General features: G+C 71.9%; 27 protein-coding genes. 18 read left to right on the top strand and 9 right to left on the bottom strand.

Annotation, left to right across the window (positions count from 1 at the left end):
- Positions 1–112 precede the first annotated feature (112 nt).
- Positions 113–934: a type I methionyl aminopeptidase gene (gene map / locus TCUR_RS21110; RefSeq protein WP_012854609.1), complete on the top strand. Its 822-nt coding sequence runs from the start codon at positions 113–115 to the stop codon at positions 932–934.
- A gap of 11 nt (positions 935–945) precedes the next feature.
- Positions 946–1,389 (top strand): DUF1707 SHOCT-like domain-containing protein, encoded by a 444-nt coding sequence (locus TCUR_RS21105; protein ID WP_012854608.1) that lies wholly within the window; start codon positions 946–948, stop codon positions 1,387–1,389.
- Between the two features lie 15 nt (positions 1,390–1,404).
- Here the strand turns inward: TCUR_RS21105 and TCUR_RS21100 are convergent, their stop codons facing one another.
- Entirely contained in the window at positions 1,405–2,217 is an 813-nt protein-coding gene (locus TCUR_RS21100) for a phosphodiesterase (RefSeq protein WP_012854607.1), read from the bottom strand.
- Positions 2,218–2,359: 142 nt separating this feature from the next.
- Complete coding sequence (locus TCUR_RS21095; protein ID WP_012854606.1) at positions 2,360–2,935, bottom strand: hypothetical protein; 576 nt, start codon at positions 2,933–2,935, stop codon at positions 2,360–2,362.
- A 257-nt stretch (positions 2,936–3,192) separates the two neighbouring features.
- Here TCUR_RS21095 and infA point away from each other — a divergent pair, with 257 nt between their 5' ends.
- The 8 genes from infA to truA all read left to right on the top strand — a co-directional run bounded on the left by infA (position 3,193) and on the right by truA (position 8,070).
- Complete coding sequence (infA, locus tag TCUR_RS21090; protein ID WP_012854605.1) at positions 3,193–3,414, top strand: translation initiation factor IF-1; 222 nt, start codon at positions 3,193–3,195, stop codon at positions 3,412–3,414.
- A gap of 76 nt (positions 3,415–3,490) precedes the next feature.
- Positions 3,491–3,604 carry a 50S ribosomal protein L36 gene (gene rpmJ, locus TCUR_RS21085; protein ID WP_012854604.1) on the top strand — a complete coding sequence of 38 codons (114 nt, stop codon included), beginning with the start codon at positions 3,491–3,493 and terminating at the stop codon, positions 3,602–3,604.
- Between the two features lie 178 nt (positions 3,605–3,782).
- Entirely contained in the window at positions 3,783–4,163 is a 381-nt protein-coding gene (gene rpsM / locus TCUR_RS21080; protein ID WP_012854603.1) for a 30S ribosomal protein S13, read from the top strand.
- A 93-nt stretch (positions 4,164–4,256) separates the two neighbouring features.
- Positions 4,257–4,658 (top strand): 30S ribosomal protein S11, encoded by a 402-nt coding sequence (gene rpsK, locus TCUR_RS21075; RefSeq protein WP_012854602.1) that lies wholly within the window; start codon positions 4,257–4,259, stop codon positions 4,656–4,658.
- Between the two features lie 20 nt (positions 4,659–4,678).
- Positions 4,679–5,308, top strand: coding sequence for a 30S ribosomal protein S4 (gene rpsD, locus TCUR_RS21070; protein WP_012854601.1), 630 nt, complete (start codon positions 4,679–4,681; stop codon positions 5,306–5,308).
- A 150-nt stretch (positions 5,309–5,458) separates the two neighbouring features.
- Positions 5,459–6,472, top strand: a complete 1,014-nt coding sequence (locus TCUR_RS21065) for a DNA-directed RNA polymerase subunit alpha (protein WP_012854600.1) — start codon at positions 5,459–5,461, stop codon at positions 6,470–6,472.
- A 100-nt stretch (positions 6,473–6,572) separates the two neighbouring features.
- On the top strand, positions 6,573–7,082 hold the full coding sequence (gene rplQ, locus TCUR_RS21060) for a 50S ribosomal protein L17 (protein WP_012854599.1): 510 nt from the start codon (positions 6,573–6,575) through the stop codon (positions 7,080–7,082).
- 127 nt (positions 7,083–7,209) lie between these two features.
- Positions 7,210–8,070 carry a tRNA pseudouridine(38-40) synthase TruA gene (gene truA / locus TCUR_RS21055; RefSeq protein WP_148233075.1) on the top strand — a complete coding sequence of 287 codons (861 nt, stop codon included), beginning with the start codon at positions 7,210–7,212 and terminating at the stop codon, positions 8,068–8,070.
- 35 nt (positions 8,071–8,105) lie between these two features.
- Here the strand turns inward: truA and TCUR_RS21050 are convergent, their stop codons facing one another.
- From TCUR_RS21050 to TCUR_RS27200, 3 genes are all read right to left on the bottom strand, one after another.
- Positions 8,106–9,812, bottom strand: coding sequence for a hypothetical protein (locus tag TCUR_RS21050; protein ID WP_012854597.1), 1,707 nt, complete (start codon positions 9,810–9,812; stop codon positions 8,106–8,108).
- A 24-nt stretch (positions 9,813–9,836) separates the two neighbouring features.
- Positions 9,837–11,075: a hypothetical protein gene (locus TCUR_RS21045; protein WP_012854596.1), complete on the bottom strand. Its 1,239-nt coding sequence runs from the start codon at positions 11,073–11,075 to the stop codon at positions 9,837–9,839.
- A gap of 117 nt (positions 11,076–11,192) precedes the next feature.
- Positions 11,193–12,083, bottom strand: a complete 891-nt coding sequence (locus TCUR_RS27200) for a CAP domain-containing protein (protein WP_012854595.1) — start codon at positions 12,081–12,083, stop codon at positions 11,193–11,195.
- 359 nt (positions 12,084–12,442) lie between these two features.
- Here TCUR_RS27200 and rplM point away from each other — a divergent pair, with 359 nt between their 5' ends.
- The 3 genes from rplM (at position 12,443) to glmM (ending at position 15,162) form a co-directional block, all read left to right on the top strand.
- Positions 12,443–12,886, top strand: coding sequence for a 50S ribosomal protein L13 (rplM, locus tag TCUR_RS21035; protein ID WP_012854594.1), 444 nt, complete (start codon positions 12,443–12,445; stop codon positions 12,884–12,886).
- A 127-nt stretch (positions 12,887–13,013) separates the two neighbouring features.
- Entirely contained in the window at positions 13,014–13,529 is a 516-nt protein-coding gene (gene rpsI / locus TCUR_RS21030) for a 30S ribosomal protein S9 (RefSeq protein WP_012854593.1), read from the top strand.
- 292 nt (positions 13,530–13,821) lie between these two features.
- Positions 13,822–15,162: a phosphoglucosamine mutase gene (glmM, locus tag TCUR_RS21025; RefSeq protein WP_012854592.1), complete on the top strand. Its 1,341-nt coding sequence runs from the start codon at positions 13,822–13,824 to the stop codon at positions 15,160–15,162.
- 100 nt (positions 15,163–15,262) lie between these two features.
- On the opposite strand, the gene TCUR_RS27195 is transcribed toward glmM, so the two are convergent.
- The 3 genes from TCUR_RS27195 to TCUR_RS21010 form a co-directional block, all read right to left on the bottom strand.
- A complete protein-coding gene (locus TCUR_RS27195; RefSeq protein ID WP_012854591.1) occupies positions 15,263–15,787 on the bottom strand; it encodes a hypothetical protein in 525 nt (174 codons plus the stop codon).
- An 83-nt stretch (positions 15,788–15,870) separates the two neighbouring features.
- Positions 15,871–16,206 (bottom strand): hypothetical protein, encoded by a 336-nt coding sequence (locus tag TCUR_RS21015; RefSeq protein ID WP_012854590.1) that lies wholly within the window; start codon positions 16,204–16,206, stop codon positions 15,871–15,873.
- Positions 16,207–16,289: 83 nt separating this feature from the next.
- Positions 16,290–16,952, bottom strand: coding sequence for an HNH endonuclease family protein (locus TCUR_RS21010; protein ID WP_012854589.1), 663 nt, complete (start codon positions 16,950–16,952; stop codon positions 16,290–16,292).
- A gap of 178 nt (positions 16,953–17,130) precedes the next feature.
- On the opposite strand from TCUR_RS21010, the gene TCUR_RS21005 reads away from it, so the two are divergent.
- Genes TCUR_RS21005 through TCUR_RS20990 form a run of 4 tightly spaced genes read left to right on the top strand, consistent with a single transcriptional unit; the run spans position 17,131 to position 20,747 of the window.
- Entirely contained in the window at positions 17,131–18,201 is a 1,071-nt protein-coding gene (locus tag TCUR_RS21005) for an ABC transporter ATP-binding protein (RefSeq protein WP_012854588.1), read from the top strand.
- A complete protein-coding gene (locus tag TCUR_RS21000; protein ID WP_012854587.1) occupies positions 18,198–19,076 on the top strand; it encodes a hypothetical protein in 879 nt (292 codons plus the stop codon). Before TCUR_RS21005 ends, TCUR_RS21000 begins: the two co-directional genes overlap by 4 nt.
- A complete protein-coding gene (locus TCUR_RS20995) occupies positions 19,073–19,984 on the top strand; it encodes an ABC transporter ATP-binding protein (RefSeq protein ID WP_012854586.1) in 912 nt (303 codons plus the stop codon). The genes TCUR_RS21000 and TCUR_RS20995 overlap by 4 nt, the downstream gene beginning before the upstream one ends.
- A gap of 46 nt (positions 19,985–20,030) precedes the next feature.
- Entirely contained in the window at positions 20,031–20,747 is a 717-nt protein-coding gene (locus TCUR_RS20990) for an ABC transporter permease (RefSeq protein ID WP_012854585.1), read from the top strand.
- 165 nt (positions 20,748–20,912) lie between these two features.
- On the opposite strand, the gene coaA is transcribed toward TCUR_RS20990, so the two are convergent.
- On the bottom strand, positions 20,913–21,851 hold the full coding sequence (gene coaA / locus TCUR_RS20985; protein ID WP_012854584.1) for a type I pantothenate kinase: 939 nt from the start codon (positions 21,849–21,851) through the stop codon (positions 20,913–20,915).
- A 320-nt stretch (positions 21,852–22,171) separates the two neighbouring features.
- On the opposite strand from coaA, the gene glmS reads away from it, so the two are divergent.
- Entirely contained in the window at positions 22,172–24,016 is a 1,845-nt protein-coding gene (gene glmS, locus TCUR_RS20980; protein WP_012854583.1) for a glutamine--fructose-6-phosphate transaminase (isomerizing), read from the top strand.
- Positions 24,017–24,086 lie beyond the last annotated feature (70 nt).

The following is a 24,086-nucleotide window of genomic DNA, read 5'->3' as shown; positions in this document are numbered from 1 at the left end:
GGCCTCCGGCCGCCCGGCCGTGGTCTGGATGCCACGTGCCCGGCGGCGGGGACGGGCGTCGCGGCGTGTGCGGTGACCGCGTGCCCGCGGAACCGATGGGAGGGGAAGTCACGTGTGGGGTAGGCGCAGGCGCGGTCCGGTCATCCAGATCAAGAGCCCGGAGCAGATCGAGGCGATGCGGGCCGCCGGGCTGCTGGTCGGCCGGACGCTGGAAGTGCTGCGCGAGGCGGTCAAGCCCGGCATCACCACCGCCGACCTGGACGCCATCGCCGAAGACCACATCCGCTCGCATGGCGGCATCCCCTCCTTCAAGGGCTACCACGGCTTTCCCGCCACGATCTGCGCCTCGGTGAACGAGGAGGTCGTGCACGGCATCCCCAGGCCCGACAAGGTGCTGGCCGAGGGGGACATCATCTCCATCGACTGCGGCGCCATCGTGGACGGCTGGCACGGGGACGCGGCGATCACCGTCCCGGTCGGCGAGATCGACGCCGAGCGGCGCCGGCTGCTGGAGGTCACCGAGACGGCGCTGTGGCACGGTCTGGCGGCCGGAGTGGCCGGGGCGCGCCTGAGCGACATCTCGCACGCGATCGAGTCCTACATTCGCTCTCAGGGCCGCTACGGCATCGTGGAGGGCTATGGGGGCCACGGCATCGGCACCCAGATGCACATGGACCCGATGATCCCCAACCACGGGGAGCCCGGCCGCGGGCCGGTGCTGCGGCCCGGCATGTGCTTTGCCGTCGAGCCGATGGTCAACCTCGGCACCAAGCGGACCCGCGAGCTGGCCGACGGCTGGACGGTGGTCACCACCGACGGCCGGCACTCGGCGCACTTTGAGCACACCTTCGCGGTGACGCCGGACGGCCCGCGGGTGCTCACCGCGCTGGACGAGGGCCGGGAGTGGTTCGCCCGCCTCGGAGCCCGGGGCTGAGGGCGATCGCGATGACCACTCCCGACCCCCGGATGCGCGCCTCGGACGCCGACCGGGACCGGGTCGCCGAGGCGCTGCGCGAGCACTGCGCGGTGGGCCGCATCACCGTGGAGGAACTGCAGGAGCGGCTGGAGGCCGTCTACGCGGCCAAGACCTACGGGGAGCTGGCCGGCATCACCGCCGACCTGCCCGAGGAGGACCTGCAGGCCCGCCCGGCGCCGCCGGCGCACCGCTCCGGCGCCGCGGCATCGCCGCGCGAACCGGCCGGCGGGCTCTCCCGGCGGGGGATCGCGGCGGTGTGGGCCGCCTGGGCGATGGCCAGCGGGATCAACTTCACCATCTGGCTGGCGCTGGCGCTCACCGGGGAGCTGGTCTACCCGTGGTGGATCTGGGTGGCCGGGCCCTGGGGCGCGGTGCTGCTGATCAGCACTCTCTTCGGCGGCCGGCGTTTTTGACCGTTCCAGGCCCACTCAGTCCACGTGCATCAGCGGCCGGTAGTCGCCGGTGGGGACGAAGTGGGACACCCCCGGCCGGCCCTCGCCCACCAGGTGCAGGCTGAAACCCCCCGGCTCGCCGGTCACCGCGGCCTGGCCGGGGGAGGTGGTGTCCAGGTAGATCTGCCGGTAGGTGCTGGGGCAGGTGACCGCGGTGATCTCGCCGATGCGGCCGACCGCGGCCCGGTGCACATGCCCGCTGATCACCCGTTCCACCTGCGGGTGGCGGGCCAGCACGGCGCCGAGGGCGGCCGCATCGCGCAGCCCCGCCTCGTCCAGGAAACGCACCCCGATGGGGAAGGGCGGATGGTGGGTGGCCACCACCGTGGGGACGTCGGGGGCGGCCGCCAGGGCGGCGTCCAGCCACTGCAGGCGTTCTTCGTCCAGCTCCCCGTGGGACTCGCCGGGCACGGTGGTGTCGCAGCACACCAGGCGCACCCCGCGGACCTGGACGGCGTACTGGAAGGGCGCCTGCGGGTCGGGGGCGGCGCAGGCGGCGGTGCGGTCGGCGAACGCCTCCCGCAGCGCGGCCCGGTCGTCGTGGTTGCCGGGCAGCGGGAAGACGGGCATCGGCAGCGGCGACAGCAGCGCGCGCAGCCGCTCGTATTCGACGGGCAGCCCCCGGTCGGCCAGGTCGCCGGTGAGCACCACGCAGTCCGGCCGCTGCGGCAGGGCCAGCAGGCTGGAGACGGCGCTGCGGAGGGCGCGCACCGGGCCGGAGCGATCGTCGACCCGGCCGTCGGCCCCGGCGGCCAGGTGGATGTCGCTGAGCTGAGCGATGATCGTCATTGATCTTCTTCTTCCGATGCGCTTGCCCGGTGCGGGCGGCGTGCGCCGTCCCGTCGGTCTCTCCCCGCCGTGGGCGCCGTCACGCGCCCGTGCTCGCACACGAGGACGTCCGGGGAGAACGTCAGGGAGATCTTGACAGGTTTTAAGCCACGTTTGAAAGAACCGCCGAAAGCGCCGAGGTGACCTCCTCCGGTGCGGGGGCGACCTGGGGCACCACGTCCCGCAGCGCCAGCCAGCCGTTGATGGCCTGGGAGGTGGGGCCGGCCTCGTGCAGCTGCGGGTCCTCCACGCCGTACCAGGCGGCCACCCGCGACCACCGCCACAGCCGGTGCCCGGCGCTGGTGGTCTCCGAGGGCGGGAAGTTGCCGGGGCCGCGGGTGCCGCGGATGCACAGCCGCACCGACTCCAGGGAACGGCCCACCCGTTCGGCGATGTCGCGCATCGACAGCAGCGGGTCGGCCTCCACCGACAGCACCCGCAGCGGGGGGACGTCCTCCGCCGGCGGCTCGAGCGACTCCAAAAGCTCGATGACCTCCATGATGGCCGCCGACAGCGAGGGCGCCTGCCAGCGGCATCCGGCCTGGCCGCGCTGCTCCTTGCCGCGCAGCTCGCGCACGAACCCCACGGTCACCAGGCCGTGGGTGAGCTGGAAGAGGGGGTCGAGCTCGGCCTCCAGCAACGGGCGACTGAGGATCAGCTCGAAGTCGTAGTTCGGCATGCCGATCCTCCTTAAAGTCCTGCTTTAGGAAAGGTACAACGGATTAGGGAGTAAGCTGGGGACGGGAGCGGTGCCGGTTGTCATGTCGCCGTGTGATTTCGCGTTCGGCGGGCCGGTGACGTAGACTCCTGAGTCGGTCCGTTTTCGGTCGCCTGTTGACCCATGCCTACGCGCACCGGGTGTGGCCGTGTCCCTGGATGGATTCAGGGAAGCCGGGCCGAACCCCAGACGATGCCGAGCAGCGAAGCGCGGAGGACATGCCCAAGAAAGAAGGGGCCATCGAGATCGAGGGCACCGTCGTCGAGTCCCTCCCGAACGCCATGTTCCGGGTGGAGCTGGACAACGGCCACAAGGTGCTCGCCCACATCAGCGGCAAGATGCGGATGCACTACATCCGGATCCTGCCAGACGACCGGGTCGTCGTGGAACTGAGCCCTTACGACCTGTCCCGCGGCCGGATCGTCTACCGCTACAAGTAACCCTGAAAACGATCATTGTGGTTGCCTCTCCCCCGCCCGGCAGCGGGGGAGCGACCCTGATCGCTAGGAGACCACAGTGAAGGTCAAGCCGAGCGTCAAGAAGATCTGCAACAAGTGCCGGGTGATCCGCCGCCACGGCCGGGTCATGGTGATCTGCGAGGACCCGCGGCACAAGCAGCGTCAGGGCTGACGCACGACACGCACAAGCTCATCGCAACCTTCACACGGTGGCCGTACGACCCGGAGCGGGTCGTACGGCGCGGCTGTGTGTGGGGTACCCCCGGACGGAGGCCGGGGCCGTCGCCCGGGCAGGGGCGGGGGCGCGATGGGCAAGACCTCCGCCTGTGTAAGGAAGGGAACTGCCCACGATGGCACGCCTCGTTGGTGTCGACCTCCCGCGCGACAAGCGCATCGAGGTCGCTCTGACCTACATCTACGGCATCGGCCGTACTCGTGCACTGGAGACCCTGCGGCAGACCGGGGTCAATGGCGATCTGCGCGTCCACCAGCTCGGGGACGAGGAGCTGGTCAAGCTGCGCGACTGGATCGAAGCCAACTACAAGGTCGAGGGCGACCTGCGCCGTGAGGTGCAGGCCGACATCCGCCGCAAGATCGAGATCGGGTGCTACCAGGGCATCCGGCACCGCCGCGGGCTGCCGGTGCGCGGCCAGCGCACGCAGACCAACGCCCGGACCCGCAAGGGCAAGAAGAAGACGGTGGCCGGCAAGAAGAAGGCCGGCCGGAAGTAAGTAGTCCGACCGGGCCGGGCCCGCCCCGGCGGACCCAGCGCGGTGGGCCGGCCCGCCACCGGATCGACGACCTCACAGGAGTAGACGCCAGCGATGCCTCCCAGGAGCAAGGTCGGCGCCAAGAAGGTGCGCCGCAAGGAGAAGAAGAACATCGCCCACGGGCACGCCCACATCAAGAGCACGTTCAACAACACGATCGTGTCGATCACCGACCCGCAGGGGAACGTGATCTCCTGGGCCTCCGCGGGCCACGTGGGTTTCAAGGGCTCCCGCAAGTCCACGCCGTTCGCCGCTCAGCAGGCCGCCGAGGCCGCCGCCCGCCGGGCCATGGAGCACGGCATGCGCAAGGTCGACGTCTTCGTCAAGGGCCCGGGCTCGGGCCGGGAGACCGCCATCCGCTCGCTGCAGGCGACCGGACTGGAGGTCGGCTCCATCCAGGACGTCACGCCCGTTCCGCACAACGGCTGCCGCCCGCCCAAGCGGCGTCGCGTCTGAGGCCGGGAGGAAGAAGGACCATGGCTCGTTACACCGGCGCGGACTGCAAGCTCTGCCGGCGCGAGAAGATGAAGCTGTTCCTCAAGGGCAGCAAGTGCGAGGGGCCCAAGTGCCCGATCGAGATCCGGCCCTACCCGCCGGGCGAGCACGGCCGGGGCCGTCCCAAGGAGACCGAGTACCTGCTGCAGCTCCGCGAGAAGCAGAAGGCCCGCCGCATCTACGGCGTGCTGGAGAAGCAGTTCCACAACTACTACGAGATCGCCAACCGCAAGTCGGGCAAGACCGGTGACGTGCTGCTGCAGCTGCTGGAGCGGCGGCTGGACAACGTGGTCTACCGGGCCGGCTTCGCCAAGTCCCGCGACATGGCCCGCCAGCTGATCCGGCACGGCCACTTCAAGGTCAACGGCCGCAAGGTCGACATCCCCTCGTTCCTGGTCAGCGAGAACGACGTCATCGAGGTCAAGCCCAAGTCGCACGAGCTGACCCCGTTCGTGGTGGCCCGCGCCGAGGCCGGTGAGCGGCAGACCCCGGCGTGGCTGGAGGCCATCACCGAGCCGACCATGCGGATCCTGATCCACTCCCTGCCCACCCGGCAGCAGATCGACACGCCGGTGCAGGAGCAGCTGATCGTCGAGCTCTACTCCAAGTAAGGGCTCACCGCCCGGGCGGGGCCCGCGCTCCGCCCGGGTACGGTCGGAAGAAGGCGAACCGGCCGATTCCATGGCCCGGGTCGAAGGAACCCGGGTGGAACAACGACGGCGGCGTCAAATAGCGGGCGTCGCCGGTATGGAGGACACCCCATGCTCATCGCTCAGCGTCCCACACTCACCGAGGAGCAGATCGACGAGTACCGGTCCCGGTTCATCATCGAGCCGCTGGAGCCGGGCTTCGGCTACACGATCGGCAACTCGCTGCGCCGCACGCTCCTGTCGTCCATCCCGGGTGCCGCGGTCACCAGCATCCGCATCGAGGGGGTGCTGCACGAGTTCTCCACCATCCCCGGGGTCAAGGAGGATGTCACCGACATCATCTTGAACCTCAAAGAGCTGGTGGTCTCCTCCGAGCACGACGAGCCGGTGGTGATGTACCTGCGCAAGCAGGGCCCCGGGCAGGTCACCGCCGCCGACATCGCGCCGCCGGCCGGTGTCGAGGTGCACAACCCCGACCTGCACATCGCCACCCTCAACAGCAAGGCCAAGCTGGAGATGGAGCTGACCGTCGAGCGCGGTCGCGGTTACGTCTCCGCCGCCCAGAACAAGCAGCCGGGCCAGGAGATCGGCCGGATCCCGATCGACTCCATCTACTCGCCGGTCCTGAAGGTCACCTACAAGGTCGAGGCGACCCGAGTCGAGCAGCGCACCGACTTCGACCGCCTGATCCTGGACGTGGAGACCAAGCCGGCGATGCTGCCCCGCGACGCGGTGGCCAGCGCCGGCAAGACGCTGGTGGAGCTGTTCGGGCTGGCCCGCGAGCTGAACGTGGAGGCCGAGGGCATCGACATGGGCCCCTCGCCGACGGACGCCGCGCTGGCGGCCGATCTGGCGCTGCCCATCGAGGAGCTCAACCTCACCGTCCGCTCCTACAACTGCCTCAAGCGCGAAGGCATCCACACGGTCGGCGAGCTGGTGGCGCGCAGCGAGCAGGATCTGCTCGACATCCGCAACTTCGGTGCCAAGAGCATCGAGGAGGTCAAGCAGAAGCTGGCCGACATGGGCCTGTCGCTGAAGGACTCCCCGCCCGGATTCGACCCGGGCGTGGCGGCCGACAGCTACGGCGACGACGACTCCAGCTACGCCGAGACCGAGCAGTACTGATCGCAGTACCCGGGGCCGTCCCGTCCGCGCGCCGGGCGGGACGGCCGTCCATGAACGAGCCGCCGGTACCTGATACGGCCGGCGCAGGAAGGAAACCGCAATGCCCAAGCCCACCAAGGGCGCCCGCCTCGGCGGCAGCCCCGCGCACGAGCGGCTGATCCTGGCCAATTTGGCCACCGCGCTGTTCGAGCACGGCCGCGTCACCACCACCGAGGCCAAGGCCCGGCGGGTGCGTCCGTTCGCGGAGAAGCTGATCACCAAGGCCAAGAAGGGCGACCTGCACAACCGCCGCCTGGTGGCCCGGGTGATCCGGGACAAGAGCGTGGTGCACACGCTGTTCACCGAGATCGCCCCGCAGTTCGCCGAGCGTCCGGGCGGCTACACCCGGATCACCAAGATCGGGCCGCGGCGCGGCGACTGCGCCCCCATGGCGGTCATCGAGCTGGTCTCCGAGCCGATGCGGGCCGGCGCGGTCAAGACCGTCCAGGGCAAGGACGAGACCAAGGCCGCCGAGAGCAAGGCCGCCGAGGCCGAGGAGAAGGCGACCGAGGCCAAGAGCGAGGAGGCCGCCGAGGCCGAGGAGACCGAGACCAAGAAGGACGCCGAGTAAGGCGCCGCACGTCGGTTCGGCATGCCATGGCAGGCCCGCCGCCCCTGCGGGGACGGCGGGCCTGCCGCTTTGCTGGACGTCTGCGGCGTGCGGTGCGGTGAGCGCTTGACGCAGGACGAGGATGAGCATGACGGCACTGGTGCGGCTGCGACTGGACATCGGCTACGACGGCACGGACTTTTCCGGCTGGGCGCGGCAGCCCGACCGGCGCACCGTGCAGGGCGTCATCGAGGAGGCGCTGGGCCGGGTGCTGCGGCTGGATCCGCCGCCGGCGCTGACCGTGGCGGGCCGGACCGACGCCGGGGTGCACGCCCGCGGCCAGGTCGCCCACGTGGACGTCCCCGAGCGGGCGTATGCGGCGGTGAGCAACCGGCTGGTGCACCGCCTGGCCGGGCTGCTGCCGCCGGATGTGCGGGTGTGGCGCATCGCGGTGGCCCCGCGCGGCTTCGACGCCCGCTTCTCGGCGCTGTGGCGGCGGTACGTCTACCGGGTCTGCGACCGGGAGGCCGGGGTGGATCCGCTGCGCCGCCGGGAGGTGCTGTGGCATCCGCGCCCGCTGGACCTGGACCGGATGAACGAGGCGGCGGCGCGTCTGCTGGGCGAGCACGACTTCGCCGCCTTCTGCCGCCGGCGGGAGGGGGCGACCACCATCCGGCGGCTGCTGCGCTATGAGTGGCGGCGCGAGGAGCCCGCGTTGGCGGCGGCCACGGTGGTGGCGGACGCCTTCTGCCACTCGATGGTGCGCGCCCTGGTCGGCGCGCTGCTGGCGGTGGGCGACGGGCGCCGGGAGGTGGACTGGCCCGCCCGGGTGCTGGCCGCCGGGGTGCGGGACTCGGCGGTGAACGTGGCGCCCGCGCACGGGCTGTCGCTGGAGGAGATCGGCTACCCCGACGATGAGGAGGAGCTGGCCCGCCGGGCCCTGCAGACCCGGCAGGTGCGCACTCTCAGCGGCTCTGGGAACGCCTCCGAGGCGCCGGTGAACTCCTGACCCTCCCCCGTCCCGTTACGGGCGTCGTGGGGCCGTCAGGAGCCTTCCGCGGCGCGTTTGTCGATGGGGCGCAGCCCGTAGGCGATGAACTCTTCGGCGATCTGCTTGAGCAGCCGGTCGCCGGGTTTGGGCGTGGTGCCGTCGGCATAGGTGGCGTAGGCGTAGACGATGTAGCGTCCCCGCACCGTGCCGGCGGCGTGGCCGCCCGCCCGGTCGATGTCGGGGGAGCGCTCGCCGGGCATCCCGCGGAACCACTCGTAGGCGGCCGGGTCGCCGGCCCGGTGGGCGGCCAGCGCCGCCTTGCGGGTCGGCATGACCGCCACCCCGGCGGTGACGGCGATCGTCCCGACCCGGTTGACGTAGGTGGCGCGGACCACGCTGCGGCAGTTCCCGCGTTCCAGCGCCTCGATCATCGCGCCCCGGGCGGTCAGCCCGCACTGGTGGTTGACCGACGTCATGTCCCGCAGGAAGACCCGGTCGGCCAGCTCGATCTCCTTGCTGGGGAACACCTCCACCAGCGCCAGCGGGCGGGGGTCGGTCTTCTCGTTGTCGATCCTGGACGGGCCGGTGCGGGTGGGGGACGGCGAGGCCGGCGAGGCCGCCGGCGGGGCGGCGGGCGCGCTGCGTTCGGGGGCGGGGGAGGCGCTGCGGGAGGGGCGCTTGGCGGCGCGCGGGCTCTCCTCGCCCGACCCGGAGAACAGGCCGAACCCGGCCAGCACGATGGCCGGTATCGCGATCACGATCGCCACCACGGCGATCATCAGCTGGTTGCGGCGGCGCACCACCGGCTGCTCGGCCTCGGCGGACGCCGGCCGCCGCTCGGGGCCGTGCTGGGGAGGCTCCTGCGCGGCGTGCGGCGGCGCCTGGGACAGCAGCAGGATGACCCCGCCTTCGGACAGCTGGTCGGCGGGCGCGGCGGAGGTGGTGTGCGGCAGCCCGTCGAGGTGGTGCCCGGTGTATTCGGGGGGCGTGACGCCGGGTGGGAGCACCGCGTCGGGCGTCAGCGCGCCGTCGGAGTCATCGGAATCGTCCGATGCGGCGTCCTGGACGGGCGTCTGCCGGGCCTCGGGCGCGCTCTTGCCGTTCCGGGAGGGCTCGGCCTGCTCCTGGGAGACCTGCTCGGCGGTGGACGCCTCGGCGGCGGGGGCCTTTTCCCGCCCGGCCTCCCGCTCGGGCCGGTGCTCTTCCTGCGGGCCCGGGTACAGCGGGATGCCGTCCGGGTCGGTGTCCGGGAAGGACGGGCCGGGCAGCTCCTTGATCGGTTCGGGCGGGACGGCGCCGCGGGTGTCCACGCTGGGCACGCCCACCCCGGCCACCAGGACGCCCGGCGCCGGCTCGGCGGCGGGCTCCGCGGCGGCCTCGGCGGCGGGGCCGCCTGCCGCGGGGGCGGCGGGCTTCGCCTCCTCGGCGGGGCCGTCCGTCTGGGAGGCGTCCTCGGTCGCGGCGGCCTCGGCATCGGATGCGTCCGCCGCGGGGCCGGAGTCGGCCCCGGCCGCTTGCCGTTCCTCCTCGGAGGCCGCCCACCAGGGCTTGTCCGGGCCGAACAGCGGGACGGTGAAGGTGGGCGCAGCCGGCTTCGGCTCCGCTTCCGCCGTGGCCTTTGCCGCCTGCGGCCGTGCCGCGGGCTCGGCGGCGGCCTCGCCGGCCCGCCCGAAGCTGGGCGGCGCGGGCGTCGCCGGGGCGCCTTCGGCGGGGGACGCCGAGTCCACCGCGGACTCGGAGGTCTCCTCAGGTCCAGACATAGCCAAACAGGGTATTCGCCGCGATCAGCCCGTGAGGGGTTTGCCTTCGATTCCCCGGTAGTGCAGGGCCCTGCCCAGGTTGCTGCCGAGGATGATCTGTTGCTGGAAGTCGGATACGACCCGGTGGTACTTCTTGGCGATGGTCTTGCCGTCGGGCCGCTGCACCCACGTCATGATCAGGTAGTGCCCGTGGGCGCGGGAGGTCCCCAGCGCGGCGCCCTTGCCGATCTTCTTGCTGTACCCGGTGCCGGGCAGCGGCTGCAGGTAGGCGTCCCGTCCCGCGCCGGCCTTCTGGGCGGCCCTGGCCCACTTGTCGGTCTTGAGGTTCAGCACGCCCACGGTGCCGACGAGCAGGCCGTCGGCGCGGGCGTAGGTGGCGCGCAGCACCTGGACGCAGCCGCCCTTTTTGAGGGTCGCGGCGAGCTTGCCGCCGTTGACGGCCTTGCTGCAGTTGCGCTCGTGCTTCCAGGCCGTGCGGACGTACTTTTTGCCCTTGGCGGTGAAGGACGCCTTGCCGAACACCTCTTTGAGGGTCAGCGGCTTGGGGTCGGTGGCGCGGCTTTTCAGCTTGATGTTCAGCGGGGCCGCCGAAAGGGAGGGCGTCGGGGTCGCCGTGGGCGTGGCGGTCGGCTGCTGCGGGGCGGCGGCCGCCTTGCCGTCGCCCGAGCCGCCCTTGAGCGCGGAGGAGGCGGCGAACCCGCCGCCGACGAGCAGCAGCCCGGCCAGCACGGCGCCGCCGACGGTCACCGGCAGCGGCAGGCCGCGCTTGGAGTCCGCGCCGTCCTTGTCGGGCTTGCGGTGCCCGGCGGGCTCGCTGAAGCCGCCGTCGTCGGCGAAGTAACGTTCGCCCATCGCGCCGTACAGCTCCCCGCCGGAGGGGCCGGCGGCGGGCTCCCGGCCCGCGGGGCCGCCGTCGCCGGGACGGTGGGGCGGCTCCGGCGGCGACGGAGAGGCCCAAGGGGGGTTCCCGGCCCCGGGGCGGTCCGCAAAGCCCGACCCGCCGTCCGGCGCGGCCGCGCCGTCGTCGTCGAAGGAGCCCAGCCCGAATCGCCCGCCGGGCCCGGTGTCGAACCGTCCGGTGGGGAAGGACCGGTCGAAGGACTCGCCGCCGAACCGCTCCCCGGGGCGCGCGGCGAACGCGCCCGGCGGCGGGGAGAAGGGAGAGGCGCCCTCCCCGCCGGGGCGGTCGGCGCCGGCCTGCTCCGGGCCGTACGGCTCGGGAGGACGGTCGTCGGGACTGCCTTGGTCACCCGGGTAACCCATGTGTTGGACCCTACCCTCGCATTTGCATGGCTTGGCCCGCGCTTGAGCGGCGCGACGGCACGCCGGCGGGGCCGGAAGGGGAGGACGACCGAACGGCGGTCGTCGCAGGTCACGGCTTTAAGCCCACCCGAAGGTCTGCGTCCACCACGGGCCGCCGGAGCCGGTCTGCACGCCGACCCCGATCGCCTTCAGCCCGCAGTTGAGGATGTTGGCGCGGTGGCCGGAGCTGTTCATCCAGCCTTTCATGACGGCGGCCGCGGTGGGGTAGCCCATGGCGATGTTCTCGGCGCCCGGGCTGGGGTAGCCGGCCTTCTTGATGCGGTCGGCGAAGGTCTCGCCGCTGGGGGAGGTGTGGCTGAAGTAGCCCTTGGCGGCCATGTCCGCCGAGTGCGCCCGCGCGGCCGCCACCAGGCGGCCGTCCACGCGCAGCGCCGGGCAGCCGGCCTTGGCGCGTTCCTGGTTGGTCAGCTCCACCACCTGCGCCTCCATCCCGGTCAGGCCGGAGGGCGGAGGGGAGGTGTCGCCGCCGGAGCCGCCGCCGGAGCCGCCGGATCCGCCACCGCCGCCGGAGTCTCCGCCCGAGTCACCGCCGCCGGAGCCGCTGTCGCCGGAGCCGCCGCCTGAGCCGGATCCTTCCGGCTTGGGGCTTTGCGCGCCGTCGCGGTCGCGCAGCCGCATGCGCAGTTCCTTCAAGGGCTGGGACTGCTCGGCGAACGACCGGGCGAGCTCGTCGGGGGCCTGCGGCGCGGTGGCGCCGCTTTCCGGGGCGTTTGCGGGGCCGGTGGGAGCGCCTTCGGCCGCATCGGCCCGAGGGCCGGGCGCGGGGAGCGCGCCGGTGCTCTGCGGCTCACCGGTGACCGCCGGCACCACCAGGCGGTCCAGCGCCACGCCGGTGCCGACGGCCAGCGCGGCGCCGGTCACGATCGCCGTCGTGACCAGGGCGCGCCGGCGCCGGGAGCCGCGGCCGGATTCCTTGCGGGGGGCTGATCCATGGCGGGGGGAACGCATCGCTGTCGAGCCTTCCGGAGCGGGGACGGGTCATCCGGCATCGGTTCCGCACCATATCCCCCCAAGTGCCGTGAAACGGATGCTTTGCAACTATGTGGACAGAGTGGATGCCGTGGCCGCAGGGGAATGTGACAAGGCACTGGTTCGCATGCGGCATACTGGAAACTGGCCGGGAGACTGTTCGCGACGGCTCGCTTTGACCCATGCCCGCAGGGCTGGGTATTCTGCCAGTTCGTTGCATCTACCGGTGTGCCCGTATCAGGGCCCCGGCCTCCAGGGTGTCGCTTCGGACCATTGTTGATCCGGTGGGCGTGCCCCGGATCCGCTGTGAAGTCGACAAGAAACGAAGGCTTACGACCGTGCGCACGTACACCCCTAAGCCCGCTGACGTGCAGCGTCAGTGGTACGTCATCGATGCGACCGATGTCGTGCTGGGTCGGCTTGCCAGCCAGGTCGCGACCCTGCTGCGGGGGAAGCACAAGCCGATCTACGCGCCGCATGTGGACACCGGCGACTTCGTGATCGTCGTCAATGCCGACAAGGTGGCGCTGACCGGCAACAAGCGGGAGCAGAAGCGGGCCTACCGCCACTCCGGCTACCCGGGCGGGCTGCGGTCGATCACCTACAAGGACTTCCTGGCCAAGCACCCCGAGCGAGCGGTCGAGAAGGCCATCAAGGGCATGCTCCCCAAGAACTCGCTCGGGCGCCGGATGTTCAAGAAGGTGAAGGTCTACGCCGGCCCGGACCACCCGCACCAGGCCCAGCGGCCGATCCCCTACGAGATCACCCAGATCGCGCAGTGAGCGGGGGGCGGGTCGCCGGTGCGGCCCGCCGAGCAGCCGCCGGGCACGACCCTGAAACAGTGGCCGCCGGGGCACCCGAGCAGCGCGATCGGGCCCGCCGCCCTGGCTAGAAGACCCTAGGAGAACAGTGGCCGAGAACAGCGGCATCGAGACGCCCGTCGAGGGTGCCGAGTACGACGAGTACGAGGAGTACCCGTCGGAGTACACCACCGAGACGCCCGAGGCCCCGGCCGAGTACGGGGCCCAGCCGGTCGCGGTCGGCGCGGCCTCGGCCACCGGCCGCCGCAAGGAGGCCATCGCCCGGGTCCGGGTCATGCCGGGCACCGGCAACTGGACGATCAACGGCCGGACGCTGGAGAACTACTTCCCCAACAAGGTTCACCAGCAGATGGTCAACGAGCCGTTCGTCCAGCTCGGCGCCGAGGGCCAGTTCGACGTGATCGCCCGCGTCGGCGGCGGTGGCGTGACCGGTCAGGCCGGTGCGCTGCGGATGGGCGTCGCCCGCGCCCTGCAGATCATCGACCCCGACCACCGGCCGACCCTGAAGAAGGCCGGGTTCCTGACCCGGGACGCCCGGGTCAAGGAGCGCAAGAAGGCCGGCCTGAAGAAGGCCCGCAAGGCTCCGCAGTACAGCAAGCGCTGATGCGTGCCGGGCTCGTCCCGGCGGCGGCGTGCGCTGCTCTTGCGGCACAAGACTGATGACAGGGGCCGGTGCGAGGCCGTTGAGCGCCCGCACCGGCCCTGTGGTGTGAACGGGCGCCGGGCTGCGCGCGTGCCGGAGGCCCCGGGTTTGGTGGCCGTCCGTCATGGAATGACGCGAACTGCGAACTGGTGCGGCGGCCGTGGGCGTCATATGACCGCGTGGAGCCGGTATGGCACCGCGCGGTCGTCGCTGTACGGGCCGCGTCCAAGACCCGACGGGTGGGAGTTGAGCTGTGGGCCGTTTGTTCGGAACCGATGGGGTGCGTGGGGTCGCCGGCCGTGACCTGACGGCACGGCTGGCCATGGACCTGTCCGTGGCGGCGGCGCGGGTGCTGGGCGAGGCCGGCGCGTTCGCCGGGCACCGGCCGGTGGCCGTGGTGGGGCGCGACCCGCGCGCCTCCGGCGAGTTCCTGGAGGCGGCCGTGGTCGCCGGGCTGGCCGGGGCCGGGGTGGACGTGCTGCTGCTGGGGGTGCTGCCCACCCCGGCGGTGGCGTACCTGACCCGCGCCCTGGAGGCCGATCTGGGGGTCATGCTGTCGGCCTCGCACAACCCGGCGCCCGACAACGGGATCAAGTTCTTCGACCGCAGCGGCTACAAGCTGGCCGACGAGATCGAAGACCGCATCGAGGCCCAGCTCGGCGCGGACTGGCAGGGGCCGACCGGGGCGGACGTGGGCCGCGTCCGCGACGCCCACGGGGCGGTCGAGCAATACGTGGCGCACCTGCTGTCCACGCTGCCGGCCTCGCTGGACGGGCTGCGCGTGGTGGTGGACTGCGCCAACGGGGCGGCCTCGTCCATCGCGCCGGAGGCGCTGCGCCGGGCCGGCGCCGAGGTGACCGCCATCGGGAACGCCCCCGACGGGCTCAACATCAACGCCGGCTGCGGCTCCACCCACCTGGAGGCGCTGCGGGCCGCGGTGATCGCCCAGGGCGCCGACGCCGGCATCGCCCACGACGGGGACGCCGACCGCTGCCTGGCGGTCACCGCCTCCGGCGAGGTGGTCGACGGCGACCAGATCATGGCGATCCTGGCCACCGAGCTGCGCGAGGCGGGCCGGCTGGCCGGGGACACCGTGGTGGCCACCGTGATGTCCAACCTGGGCTTCAAGATCGCGATGCGCGAGGCCGGGATCGGCGTGGTGGAGACCGCGGTGGGCGACCGCTACGTGCTGGAGGCCATGAAGGCCGGCGGCTACACCCTGGGCGGCGAGCAGTCCGGCCACGTGATCATGCTGGAGCACGCCACCACCGGGGACGGGCTGCTGACCGGCCTGCACCTGCTGGCGACCATGGCCCGCCGGGAGCGCTCCCTGGAGGAGCTGGCCAAGGTGATGCACCGGCTGCCGCAGGTGCTGGTCAACGTGCGCGGCGTGGACAAGACCAAGGTCGGCGCCTCCCCGGAGCTGGCCGAGGCCGTCACCGAGGCGGAAAAGGAGCTCGGCGACGGCGGCCGGGTGCTGATCCGGCCCAGCGGCACCGAGCCCATGGTCCGCGTGATGGTGGAGGCCCCCACCCAGGAGCAGGCCCAGCGGGTCGCCGACCGCCTCGCCGAGGTCGTCCGCACCGCCCTGTGAGCCCTCACCGGGCGGTCTCCGCCGCCCGTCCCGCCTGATCGCCGGCCCGGTGACCGGACGGGCCCGGTCGGCGGGTGGGCCGCTCACCGGTCGGGGCGGGTCACTTCGCCTTCCGCTTGGCGACCTCGAAGGCGGTGCAGCCGAGGCCCCCGGCCTCGGTCTCCTTGAGCTTTCCGCTCAGGGCGGTCGGCGTGCCGTAGGGGACGTCGGCCCGCAGGGTGAAGGCCGCCTGGCCGGAGGGGGCGCTGCCGCCCTTCCAGAACTCGGGCTCCAGCGTCGGCTTCTCGCCGGAGTGCTCACCGCCGATGAAGAAGGACCCGGTCACCGCCCCCTCGGTGTCGCGGCCCTCGAAGAGGGGGACGGTGCCGTTCACCCGCAGTTCTCCCGCCGGGTTCGGCTTGAGTTCCAGTCGCATGCCGTATCGCCGGCCGCCACAGATGCGGTGGCCGTCCCGCGTGCCCTGGAGCGCCCGGTGGGCCGCCTCGGCCTCCTCCTTCTTGGAGAAGGACGGCAGGGAGGGCAGGGAGATCGAGCCGATGACGCTGGTGATGAAACCGATGATCACCAGGCCGATCCCCACCGGGATGCTCCAGAGCATGACGGCGCAGCCGGAGGGCACGGGCATGTTGCTGTCCGCGGGGAAGGGACAGCTGCATCCGCGAACCGGTCTTTTCGGGTGTTACGCCTGGTGAACGCTCTGGGCTGCGCTCAGTCCTCGGTGATCTCCAGGCGGCCGATCCTCAGGTGCGCGATCTCCACGGTGCCGGCCTGCAGGTGGTGGACGATCGCCCGCTTGATGGCCAGCCTGCCGATCGCGACGGCCCCGACCGCCAGGGCGCCCAGCGTCATCGCGCCCAGGGCCAGCGAGCCGAGCCCGCCGCCGGCGCGCAGCGTCACCCCGGTCGCCGACGCCCCGGTGACCGCCGCGCCGGTGGCGCGGGCGCCCACCGCCCGTTCGGTGCGGACGCGCGGCCTGTCGCTTGAGCCGGTGCCGGCCGGCGTCTCGATCTGCGGTTCGTCCCGGCCCTCCGGCTCGGTCCCCATGGTCTCCCCCTGATCGGCGATGAACGTGGTCGTCTCCGATGCTATTGCCCGGGACGGGAGGGGAGCGCCGGCGGTGCGCCCGCTCAGCAGCGGTTGAGGAAGTCCTCCAGGGCGTCGCGGTCGGCGCGGGTCACCGGCAGGCCGTACTTGCGGGCCACGGCGATGTACTTGACCCCGTAGACGCACTGGTAGGCCTTCTGCGGCTGCCATTCGCCAGGCCCGGAGTCGCCCTTTTGGCCGTTGGGCACGCCCCACACCGCCAGCAGGTTGTCGTGGTCGTTGGCGAACTGCTCGCGGCGCTGCGCGCTCCATCGGTAGGCGCCCATCCGCCAGGCCAGCGCCAGCGGGTAGATGTGGTCGATCTGCACCTCGGCGGCATCCGACTTGCGGAAGGAGATGGTCTTGCCGGTGTAGGGGTCCTGCAGCGTGCCCGACACCACGACGCAGCCGTCGCGCCGCCGCACCTGCTGCAGATCGCGGGCCAGGACGTCGTTGCGCTGGTCGCAGCCGTTGCGGTCGATGTCGCGCCAGCGCTGCCCGAACTTCTCCCGCGCATAGCCGCGCCCGGCGCCCTCGGGGGCCACCGCGAGCGTCCGCAGATCCCTGCGGGCCGCCGTGACGGCGGCGGCGTCCGGTTTCACGCCGCCTGCGGAAGGGCCCTGGTCGCCGGTGTCGATGTGGACGCTGCACCCGGACGCCGCCACCGCCGCGGCCGCCATGATCAGGCCCGGCCGCCGGAAGTTCATCACCTCACCGCCTCATCTCCGGTTCATTCATGCCCGTTTTACGGTGATCAATGGTGTTCACTGTAGGGACGGGCGAACGGCGCCCGGCCTGCGGGGCGTCCGAAAGCAGCAAAGCCGCCAGCCGGAGTCCGACCTGGGGGTGAAGACGGCACCCGGCCCGTTCCACTAGGTTCGGGACATGCCGATCATCGCCACCCAAGGGCTGACGATGAGGTTTCCCGGGGTGACCGCTCTGAACGACCTCACCGTGGCCGTGGAACCGGGAGTGGTGGGGCTGGTCGGCGCCAACGGCGCCGGCAAGTCCACGCTCATCAAGATCCTGCTGGGGCTGCTGCCGCCCACCTCCGGCCGCGCCTGGGTGCTGGATCTGGACGTGGCCCATCAGGGCGCGCTGATCCGGGAGCGGGTCGGCTACATGCCCGAGTACGACTGCCTGCCGCCGGATGTGTCGGCCACCGACTTCGTGGTGCACATGGCCCGCATGAGCGGGCTGCCGCCCGCCGCGGCCCGCGAACGCGCCGCCGACACGCTGCGGCACGTGGGGCTGCACGAGGAGCGCTACCGGCCGATCGGCGGCTACTCCACCGGCATGCGGCAGAAGGTCAAACTGGCCCAGGCGCTGGTGCACGACCCGCAGCTGGTGTTCCTGGACGAGCCCACCAACGGGCTGGACCCGGCCGGGCGCGATGAGATGCTGGAGCTGATCCGGCGGATCGGCACCGAGTTCGGCATCAGCGTGCTGGTCACCTCGCATCTGCTGGGAGAGCTGGAGCGCACCTGCGACCACGTGGTGGTCATCGACGGCGGGCGGCTGCTGCGCTCCCAGCCCGTGGCGGAGTTCACCGCCGACAGCGGGACGCTGGCGGTGGAGGTCGAGGAGGGCCGCGACGCCCTCGGGCACCGCCTGGCCGATGCGGGACTGTCGGTGCGCCCGGACGGGCGGCTGCTGCTGGTGGACGTGGCCGGAGAGCACACCTACGACCTCATCCGGGACGCGGTGGTCGAGCTGAACCTGTGCCTGATCCGCATGGAGCGCCGCCGCCACCACATCGAGGAGGTCTTCACCGCGCCGCAGGACGCCTGGCGGCAGGCCCCGCCGATGCCCGGCCCGCCGCCCCCGGCGACCGCGCCGCCCGTCCCACCGGCCGCGCCCGTGGGCTTCACATCGCCCCCCGCCGGGCCGCCGGGCGGCCACCCGTGGACGCCGCCACCCGGGGGAGCGGCCGATGGAAGGGGGAGCGGGGCATGACGAGCGGAACCATCCACGACATCGGATACCGGCGCTATGACGGGCGCCGGCTGGGCCGTTCCTATGTGCTGCGCTCGCTGTACGTCCACAACCTGCGGGCCGCCTGGGGACTGGGCCGGCCGGCCCGCGCCAAGGTGATGCCCTTCCTGCTGGCGGCGATCATGCTGCTGCCGGCGGCGGCCGACGTGGCGGTGGTCGCCATCAGCAGGGAACCGGAGCTGCTGTGGCGGTACTCGGCCTACGCCACCTACCTGCAGGCGGTCATCGCGATCTTCCTGGCCACCCAGGCGCCGGTGCTGGCCTCCCGGGAGCTGCGCTTTCACGTGGTGCCGCTGTACTTCTCCCGCCCGGTGGGGCATCTGGACTTCGCGCTGGCCAAGCTGGCGGCGCTGACCACCGCGATGTTCATGCTGATGGCCGTCCCGGTCACCGTGCTGTACGCCGGCGGGCTGATCAACCAGGTGCCCGACCCCGGCGGGCACGCGCTGCGCTACCTGAGCGCCCTGGCCGGCGCGGCGCTGTATGCGGTGGTGCTGTCGGCGCTGGCGCTGGCGGTGGCGGCCTGCACCCCGCGCCGCGGGTTCGGGGTGGCCGCGGTGATCTCCGTGTACCTGCTGTCCAGCATGTTCGTGCTGACCGTCCAGGGCATCGCCGAGGCGCGCACCAACTTCGCCTTCGCCGGCTGGATGGGGCTGCTGACCCCGTTCAACCTGGTGGACGCGGTGCAGGTGAGGCTGCTGGGCGCGCAGAAGTCCGCGGTGGCGGTGCCCCCCGCCCCGCTGGGCGGCCCGGTGGCGCTGCTGCTGTGCGTCGCCGTGGTGGCCGTCTCGATCGCGGTCCTGTACCGCCGTTTCCGGAAGGGCGCCGACCTGTGAGCGTGCTGCGGTTGGAGAACGTGTCCCGCTGGTACGGCAACGTGGTGGCGGTCAACGGGGTCTCGATGACCATCGGGCCGGGGGTGACCGGGCTGCTGGGCCCCAACGGGGCGGGCAAGTCCACCCTGATCCACATGATGGGCGGCTTCCTGCCCCCCTCCTCCGGCACCGTCACCCTGGACGGCGAGCCGGTGTGGGACAACCCGGGCGTCTACCGGCGGCTGGGGCTGGTGCCCGAGCGGGAGACCGCCTATGACTTCCTGACCGGCAGGCAGTTCGTGCTGGCCATGGCCAAGCTGTTCAAGCTGCCCGACCCGGGCGCGGCCACCGACCGGGCGCTGGCCCTGGTGGAGATGACGCACGCCCAGCACCGCCGGATCGGCAAGTACTCCAAGGGCATGAAGCAGCGGATCAAGATGGCCTCGGCGCTGGTGCACGACCCGCCGGTGCTGCTGCTGGACGAGCCGTTCAACGGCATGGACCCGCGCCAGCGGCTGCAGCTGATGGACCTGATCCGGCGGATGGCCGCCGAGGGCCGCACCATCTTGTTCAGCTCGCACATCCTGGAGGAGGTGGAACGCGTCGCCGGGCACATCGAGGTGGTGGTGGCCGGCCGGCACGCCGCCTCCGGCGACTTCCGGGCGATCCGCCGCCTGATGAGCGACCGGCCGCACCAGTTCCTGGTGCGCTCCAGCGACGACCGGGCGCTGGCCGCGGCGATCATCGCGGACGGCTCGGCGCGCGCGGTGGAGCTGACCGGCAAGGGCATCCGGGTGCAGGCCACCGACTTCCGCCGCTTCACCTGGCTGCTGCCCCGGCTGTCCCGCGAGAAGGGGGTGCGGCTGTGGGAGGTCTCCCCGGCGGACGAGTCGCTGGAGAGCGTCTTTTCCTACCTGGTGAACCGGTGAGCGCCGCCGCGCCGATCCGAACGAGCCGAATGGGGATGCTGCTGCCATGAACGCGACGATCGCCCTGATCACGCTGCGGGCGATGCTGGGCCGGCGGCGGGTGTGGCTGCTGCTGGCGCTGCCGATGATGCTGCTTGCGCTGGCGGTGGCGCTGGTGGTGACCGGCAACACCGACACGGGCACCGCGGCCGGGGTGCTGGAGCGCTTCGCGCTGGCCACGCTGCTGCCGCTGCTGGCGCTGATCGCCGGGACGGGGGTGATCGGCCCGGAGATCGACGACGGCCAGATCATGTACATCCTGACCAAGCCGATCCCCCGGCACGTGGTGGTGGTCACCAAGCTGGCGGTGGCGATCGGGCTGGTGACGGTGTTCGCGGTGGTGCCGACGGTGCTGGCCGGCATGGTGCTGGTCGGCGATGCCGCCCGCCTGACGTCGGCGTTCGCCGCCGGGACGCTGGCGGCCGGCATCGCCTACACCGCGGTGTTCGTGGCGCTGGCGGTGGCCGTCCGCAACGCGGTGACGGTCGGGTTGCTGTATGCGCTGGTGTGGGAGTCGCTGCTGGGCGCTTTCGTGCCGGGCGCCCGGTCGCTCTCCATCCAGGATTGGGGCCTGTCGGTGGCCGACGCGATCACCTCCGCCTCCGCGGTGCACGCGTCGGTGCGCACCCCGGCGGCGGTGCTGCTGCTGGTGTGCGTCACCGTGCTCGCCACGGTCGCGGCGGCGATGCGGCTGCGGACCGTGACGGTCACCGGCGCCGAATGAGCCTTTGGCAACACGCGGCCCAAGGCACCGGGGACGGGAGCCGGGGTGGTCTTCGGTGCCGCGACGGTGCAGGCCACGGCATCGCCCCTGACTGCGGGGCACCCCTTGTGGTCTTGCGGAGGCGGCCTGTTGAGGAAGGTCCGATGAACGTTCGGGCGCCGGCGGTCAGATCCGGCGCAGCCGGATGCCCCGCACGCTGTGGTCGGCGTCCTTGCGCAGCACGAGGGTGGCGCGTTCGCGGGTCGGCAGGATGTTGGACACCAGGTTGACCTCGTTGACCTCGCGCCACACCCGGTGCGCGAACGCGGCGATCTCGTCCTGGTCCACCTGGGAGTAGCGGTGGAAGTACGAGCGCGGGTTGACGAAGGCCGTCCGGTACAGCGCGAACAGCCGTTCGATGAACCACTGGCGGATGTGCTCGATCCGCGCGTCCACGTAAATGGAGAAATCGAAGAAGTCGGATATGGCCTGCGAGCCGGGGGCGGGGGGCTGCAGCACGTTCAGCCCTTCCACGATCAGGATGTCCGGCCGCCGCACCGTCTGCTCGGCGCCCGGCACGATGTCGTACTCCAGGTGGGAGTAGACCGGGATGGTGACCTCTTCGGCCCCGGACTTCATCGCCGAGACGAAGCGCAGCAGCGCCTTGCGGTCGTAGGACTCGGGGAAGCCCTTGCGGTCCAGCAGCCCCCGGTCGGCCAGCACCGCGTTGGGGTACAGGAAGCTGTCGGTGCTGACCAGCTCCACCGTCGGATGCTCGGGACGGCGGGCCAGCAGCGTGCGCAGCAGCCGGGAGGTGGTGGACTTGCCGACCGCCACGCTGCCGGCGATGCCGATGATGAAGGGCGTGGGGCCGACCGGCTCGCCCAGGAACTCCCCGATCGTGCCGCGCAGCCGCTCGTCGGCGGTGAAGAACAGGCTGAGCAGCCGCGCCAGCGGCAGGTAGATGTCCTCGACTTCGGTGGTGTCGATCGGGTCGCGCAGGCCGCGCAGCGCATTCAGCTCCCCCGGGGTCAGCGGCAGCCGGTCGTCGGCTCGGAGCGTCCGCCAGGTCTCACGGGAGATCTCTACGAAGGGACTCGGCACGGTGTCCCACCCCAATGTCATGGGTGGAAGAGTACAAAGCCCCGGCACCGCCGTGTGACTCCATGATCCGTTACTTGTCGACGATTACCGCGATCATCAGGAGATTCCCTTCGGAGTGATTTTCCAGACGGCTGCGCCGTGGGCCTTTTCCAGCACCCCGTCCCCGCGAGTCGAGACGGAGGCGTCGCAGCCGGGGACGATGCCGTGACCTGGGAGGCCGCGGTACCGGACGCCGGCGGGGCCCGCCTCCCCGGCGTCTTGGGCCAGGTGTTGAAAAAGGTTCGGCCCCCTGGGCGGCCAGGGATACAGCGGCGACCCGACGGCTGGGTAGTGTGGCCGTCATGTGCGGAATCGTGGGCTACGTTGGCTCAAAGTCGGCGTTGGACGTGGTGGTCGAGGGGTTGGCGAGGCTGGAGTACCGGGGGTATGACTCCAGCGGCGTGGCCATCCTGAGCGACGGGGCGGTGGTCACCGCCAAGCGGGCGGGCAAGCTGGGCAACCTGCGCAAGGCGCTGGAGGAGGAGCCGACCCCTGAGGGAACGGTCGGGATGGGGCACACCCGCTGGGCCACCCACGGGGCGCCCACCGACCACAACGCCCATCCGCACCTGGACTGCACGGGCAAGGTGGCCGTCATCCACAACGGCATCATCGAGAACTTCGCCGCGCTGCGCGCCGAGCTGACCGAGCGCGGCCACACCCTGGCCTCCGACACCGACACCGAGGTGGTCGCCCACCTGCTGGAGGAGGAGCTGCGCGTCACCCCGGCCCTGGCCGAGGCGATGCGCCGGGTCTGCCGCCGCCTGGAGGGCGCCTTCACGCTGGTGGCGGTGAACGCCGACGACCCGGACGTGGTGGTGGGCGCGCGCCGCAACTCGCCGCTGGTGGTGGGTGTCGGCGAGGGGGAGAACTTCCTGGCCAGCGATGTGGCCGCGTTCATCGCCCACACCCGCGACGCCATCGAGCTGGGCCAGGACCAGGTGGTGGAGCTGCGCCGCGAGGGGGTGACCGTCACCGACTTCGACGGCAAGCCCGCCGAGGTGCGCGAGTACCACGTCGACTGGGACGTGACCGCCGCCGAGAAGGGCGGCTACGAGTACTTCATGCTCAAGGAGATCGCCGAGCAGCCGCGTGCGGTGGCCAACACCCTGCTGGGCCGCATCGGCACCGACGGGCGGCTGACCCTGGATGAGATGCGCATCTCCGATGAGCAGCTGCGCGAGATCGACAAGATCATCATCGTGGCCTGCGGCACCGCCTACCACGCCGGGCTGATCGCCAAGTACGCCATCGAGCACTGGGCCGGGCTGCCGTGCGAGGTGGAGCTGGCCAGCGAGTTCCGCTACCGGGACCCGATCCTGACCCGCACCACCCTGGTCATCGCGATCTCCCAGTCCGGGGAGACGATGGACACCCTGATGGCGGTGCGGCACGCCCGCGAGCAGCACGCCAGGGTGCTCAGCATCTGCAACGTCAACGGCTCGACGATTCCGCGCGAGTGCGACGGGGTGCTCTACACCCACGCCGGCCCCGAGGTGGGGGTGGCGGCCACCAAGACGTTCCTGACCCAGCTGGTGGCGGTCTACCTGATCGCCCTCTACCTGGCGCAGGTGCGGGGCACCAAGTGGGGCGATGAGGTCTTCGCCATGGTGCAGCTGCTGGCCACCATGCCGGAGAAGGTCGAGCGGGTGCTGGAGACCATGGAGCCGGTCCGCGAGCTGGCCCGCTCCCTGGCGAACGAGCGCTGCGTGCTGTTCCTGGGCCGCCACGTGGGCTACCCGGTGGCGTTGGAGGGCGCGCTCAAGCTCAAGGAGCTGGCCTACATGCACGCCGAGGGCTTCGCCGCCGGTGAGCTCAAGCACGGCCCGATCGCGCTGATCGAAGAGGGGTTGCCGGTCGTGGTGGTGGTGCCGCCGCGGGCCCGCGCGGTGCTGCACGACAAGATCGTCTCCAACATCCAGGAGATCCGCGCCCGGGGCGCCCGCACCATCGTGATCGCCGAGGAGGGGGACGAGTCGGTGGTGCCCTACTCCGACACCGTGATCCGGGTGCCGGCGGTGCCCACCCTGCTGCAGCCGCTGGTGGCGACGGTGCCGCTGCAGGTGTTCTCCTGCGAGCTGGCCAGCGCCAAGGGGCACGATGTGGACCAGCCTCGCAACCTGGCCAAGTCCGTGACGGTGGAGTGACCTTTTTTCAGCACGTGGCCCAAGGCACCGGGGACGGGAGCCCGGGTGGTCTCCGGTGCCGCGACGGTGC

Source organism: Thermomonospora curvata DSM 43183 (genome assembly GCF_000024385.1).
Lineage (GTDB): Bacteria > Actinomycetota > Actinomycetes > Streptosporangiales > Streptosporangiaceae > Thermomonospora > Thermomonospora curvata.
Note: the sequence above shows the minus strand (reverse complement) of the source record. Positions and strands in the feature narration are given on the sequence as shown.